This window comes from Mycolicibacterium vaccae NBRC 14118 = CIP 105934 (genome assembly GCF_001552715.1).
In the GTDB taxonomy this organism is placed as follows: domain Bacteria; phylum Actinomycetota; class Actinomycetes; order Mycobacteriales; family Mycobacteriaceae; genus Mycobacterium; species Mycobacterium vaccae.
The window spans coordinates 1-3682 of record NZ_BCRS01000281.1; the positions used below are offsets into that span (position 1 = coordinate 1).

3 protein-coding genes are annotated in these 3682 nt (G+C 70.5%); all 3 read right to left on the minus strand.

Going from position 1 to position 3682, the window contains the following annotated elements; all coding sequences use genetic code 11:
- Positions 1–811: beta-ketoacyl synthase N-terminal-like domain-containing protein (locus tag MVA01S_RS29075; protein ID WP_255251729.1), on the minus strand; the 811-nt coding region annotated here is incomplete at its 3' end.
- The gene (locus MVA01S_RS29080; protein ID WP_060941807.1) at positions 808–2571 is read right to left on the minus strand and encodes an AMP-binding protein; all 1764 of its coding nucleotides are present in this window, start codon (positions 2569–2571) and stop codon (positions 808–810) included. The genes MVA01S_RS29080 and MVA01S_RS29075, both read right to left, overlap by 4 nt.
- A 59-nt stretch (positions 2572–2630) precedes the next feature.
- Positions 2631–3682: beta-ketoacyl reductase (locus MVA01S_RS29085; protein ID WP_159426376.1), on the minus strand; the 1052-nt coding region annotated here is incomplete at its 5' end.

Below are 3682 nucleotides of genomic sequence, written 5' to 3' on the forward strand. Positions count from 1 at the left end.
CCGACGGGCCGCGCAGGTCGAAGTAGTACGACACCCGGTTGGCGATGATGCTCAGCGCGCCACCGGTGCTGTACCAGGCGTCGACGCCGCCGAGGTCCGCCGCACCCAGCTGCGCGTAGTCCGGGGCGCTCGCCCCGGCGAACACCCCGGTCTGGGTCTCGGCCAGCGCGTCGGCCGCGATGCCGGCGTGCTCGAGCGCCTCGTGGGCGACCTCCAGCAGCAGCCGCTGCTGGGGATCCATCCGGGTGGCCTCGCGCGGGATGATCTCGAAGAACTCGGCGTCGAAAGCGTCCAGGTCGCGCAGGTACGCACCCCAGCGGGTGGTGCCGGCCAGCGCGGCCGCGCCTTCGGCGGTGCCGTCGTCGAACCACGACCAGCGGTCCTCGGGCACCTCGCGCACCGACGAGCGGCCCTCGGTGAGGAACTCCCAGAAGGCGTCGGGGCCTTCGATGTTGCCGTCCAGGTCGGCGCCACCGGGCAGCCGCAGACCGAGCCCGATCACCGCGATCGGCTCGTTCATCGCGGCCGTGCGGTCGCCCCCGGGGGCCGGATCGACGGGTTCGACGTCACCGCCGGTGAGGAACTTGGCCAGCGAGCCCACGGTCGGGTACTGCCAGAAGTCCACCGGCGACACGGTGCGGCCCAGGAACTCCGAGAGCACGCCGGTGAGCACCACCGCATCGCGGGACCCGACGCCCAGGTCGTGCATCGAGGCGCCGCGTTCGATGTGCTCCGGACTGCAACCGTTGTTCGTGACCAGGTAGTCGGTCAACCAGCGCCGAACAGCTGCCTCGTCGAAAGCAGGGGTCATGTAGTGGCGTCCAGACGGCTGAACTGGTCATTGCGGTACAGCTCGACGCAGGACGCGCGGCGCACCTTCCCGCTGGTCGTCAACGGCAGGGAGCCGGGCGGAACCAGGGCGAAGTCGGCGAGCCGCACGCTGTGGGTCATCGAGATCGCCGAGGTCACCTGCTGCTTCACCGATTCCAGCGCTTCGGCCCATTCGCCGCCCGCCGCGGTCGGATCGGCCTGCTTCTTCAGCTCCGCGACGACCACCAGCTTCTCGGTGGCCTCGTCGGGCACGGAGATGGCCGCGACCCGGCCGCCGGTGAACTCGGCGACGGTGGCCTCGATGTCGTCCGGGTAGTGGTTGCGCCCGTCGACGATCAACAGGTCCTTGATGCGGCCGATGATGAACAACTCGTCGTCGAACATCACGCCGAGGTCGCCGGTGCGCAGCCACGGCCCCTTCGGCGTGTCCGCATCCGGCTCGCCCAGCTGCGCGGCGAACAACTCGCTGAGCTTCGGGTTGTGCCAGTAGCCGGCGGCCACGTGCTCGCCGTGCAACCACACCTCGCCGATCTTGCCTGCCGGATTCACGGCCAGGGTGTCGGGATCGACCACGCGCACGGTCGTCGACCGGGGCACGCCGCAGCCGATCAGCTCCGCGCCCGCGTCGTCCTGGCTCTCGTCCTCGCAGCGCTCGGCGTGACCGGCGGCCAGCTTCTCGTAGTCGAAGCGCACCGCGGTCGGGGGCCGCCCGCCCGCCGACGCGACCACGTACACCGTCGCCTCGGCCAGACCGTAGGACGGGCGCATCGCCGAGGCGGGCAGCCCGAACGCGGCGAACCGCTCGTTGAACCGGCGCACCGTCGCGCCGTGCACCCGCTCGGCACCGTTGATCATCACCACGACGGTGCTGAGGTCCTTGCCGGCCAGGTCCTCGTCCTTGGTGCGCTTGACGGCGAGCTCGAACGCGAAGTTCGGCGCGGCGGTGAACGCGCTCGGGTGCGATCCCAGCTGCTGCATCCAGCGGGCCGGCTTCTGCATGAACGCGACCGGGCTCATAAGCACCGCGGGACGGCCCAGCATCATCGGGATGAACACCCCGACGATCAACCCCATGTCGTGGTAGAAGGGCAGCCACGACACGACCGTGGTGTCGGCCGGTGCGCCGTCGGGGTGGGCCTCGTAATAGTCGGTGAGCAGCTGCTCGAGGTTGGCCACCACGTTCTTGTGGGTGACCACCACGCCGGCGGGCTGCCGGGTGGACCCCGAGGTGTACTGCAGGTAGGCGGTCTTGGGCAATGCGACCGGTGTCGCGGCGGCCGGCGAGTCGAAGTCCAGCGTGTCGACCTCGAGGAACTTCGGCGGCCGCTGCTTCGGGTCGACCTGCCCGTACCTGCGGACCTCGTCGACCACCGCTGAGGTGGTCAGCACCACCACCGGTGCGGAGTCCTTCATCGCGCCGGTCACCCGCTCGTCGTGGTGGCGGGTCTGCGGCATCGACAGCGGCACCGCGATGAACCCGGCCGCCATCGCGCCGAGGAACCCGACGATGTACTCCAGGCTCTGCGGCGCCAGGATCACGGCCCGGTCCCCCGGCGAGCCGAGCTTGGCCAGCTTCGCGGCCACCACGAGCGCGCGCTCGTGGACCTCCGACCAGGTCAGGCTCTCCTCGACCCCGGCCGGGTCGGCTTCGTAGTCGACGAAGGTGTACGCGATGTCGTCGGGTTGCTGCTGCGCGCGGTCGGCGAGAACCGCAGGGATCGTGGCTTCAGGCAACGCCATCGGTACATCCTTTCAATCCACTCCCGACATGGTCTCGTGCATCGGGGCAATCAGGGAAATCAGTTCTCAACGCTGTCGAACAGCGAATCCAGCAGGCTGTCACCGGAGTCGTCGGCAACCTCGTCGTCGGCGGCGGCGCTGTCGGGCACGAGCTGTGCGGCCAGGTACCTGGCGAACGATGCGATCGTCGGGTGATTGAACAGCATCGTCGCCGACAACTCCAACCCGACCAGACGCTCCACCTCCCGGCGGATCGACATCGCCATCACCGAGTTCAGGCCCATCTCCGCGAACGGCCGGTCGGTGTGCACGTCGCTCTCGGGCAACCGCAGTTCGGTCGCCAGGATGCTGCGCAGCCCGTCCTGCAGTTCGGAGAGCAGTTCGTCGGGCGCCAGTGCCGCCCAGTCCCGCGTCGGCGCCGCCCGGTGTGCGTCGGAGGTGACCGCGGCGGCGTCCTCGGCGGACTGCATCGGCGCCATCACGACCTGTGCGATGTCGAATCGGGTGACGTGGTCCCACGCCGCGAACGCCTCGGCCGGCACCACCGGACGCGACCCGACGCGCTCCAGCTCGGAGATCACGACCTGGGCCTCGCTGCCGAAGCCGAGCCCCTGCCACGCCACCCAGTCGAGGCTGACGGTGTTGTCGCCCCGGCTGTGCCGGAACCGGGCCAGCGCATCGAGGTAGGCGTTGCCTGCGGCGTAGGCGCCCTGTCCGGGCACGCCGAACACCGCGCCGGCCGACGCGGCCAGGTACAGGAAATCGAGGGTCCCGACGGGGAAGACCTCGTCGAGTACCCGCGCTCCGGCGATCTTCGGCCACACCGTGCGGTGCACGCGCTCGGCGCTGATCTCGGTGAGCAGCTGCGCCTCGGTCATACCCGCGGCATGGATGACGCCGCGGATCGGTGGCGCGCCGTCGGCGTCCCGCTTGTCGAGCATCGCGGTCACCGCGTCCCGGGACGCGATGTCCACGGCCACGGTGTCGACGGCCACGCCGCGCACCTCCAGCGCGCGGATGGCGGCGATCTTCTGGCGCGTGGCGTCGTCGGTGACGTCGTCCCACTCGCGGCGGGGCGGCAGCGCGGTGCGGCCGGCCAGCACGAGCCGGC

Coding starts and splice junctions, on each gene's coding strand:
- MVA01S_RS29080 (WP_060941807.1), bottom strand. CDS start 2,571: ATGGCGTTGCCTGAAGCCACGATCCCTGCGGTTCTCGCCGACCGCGCG.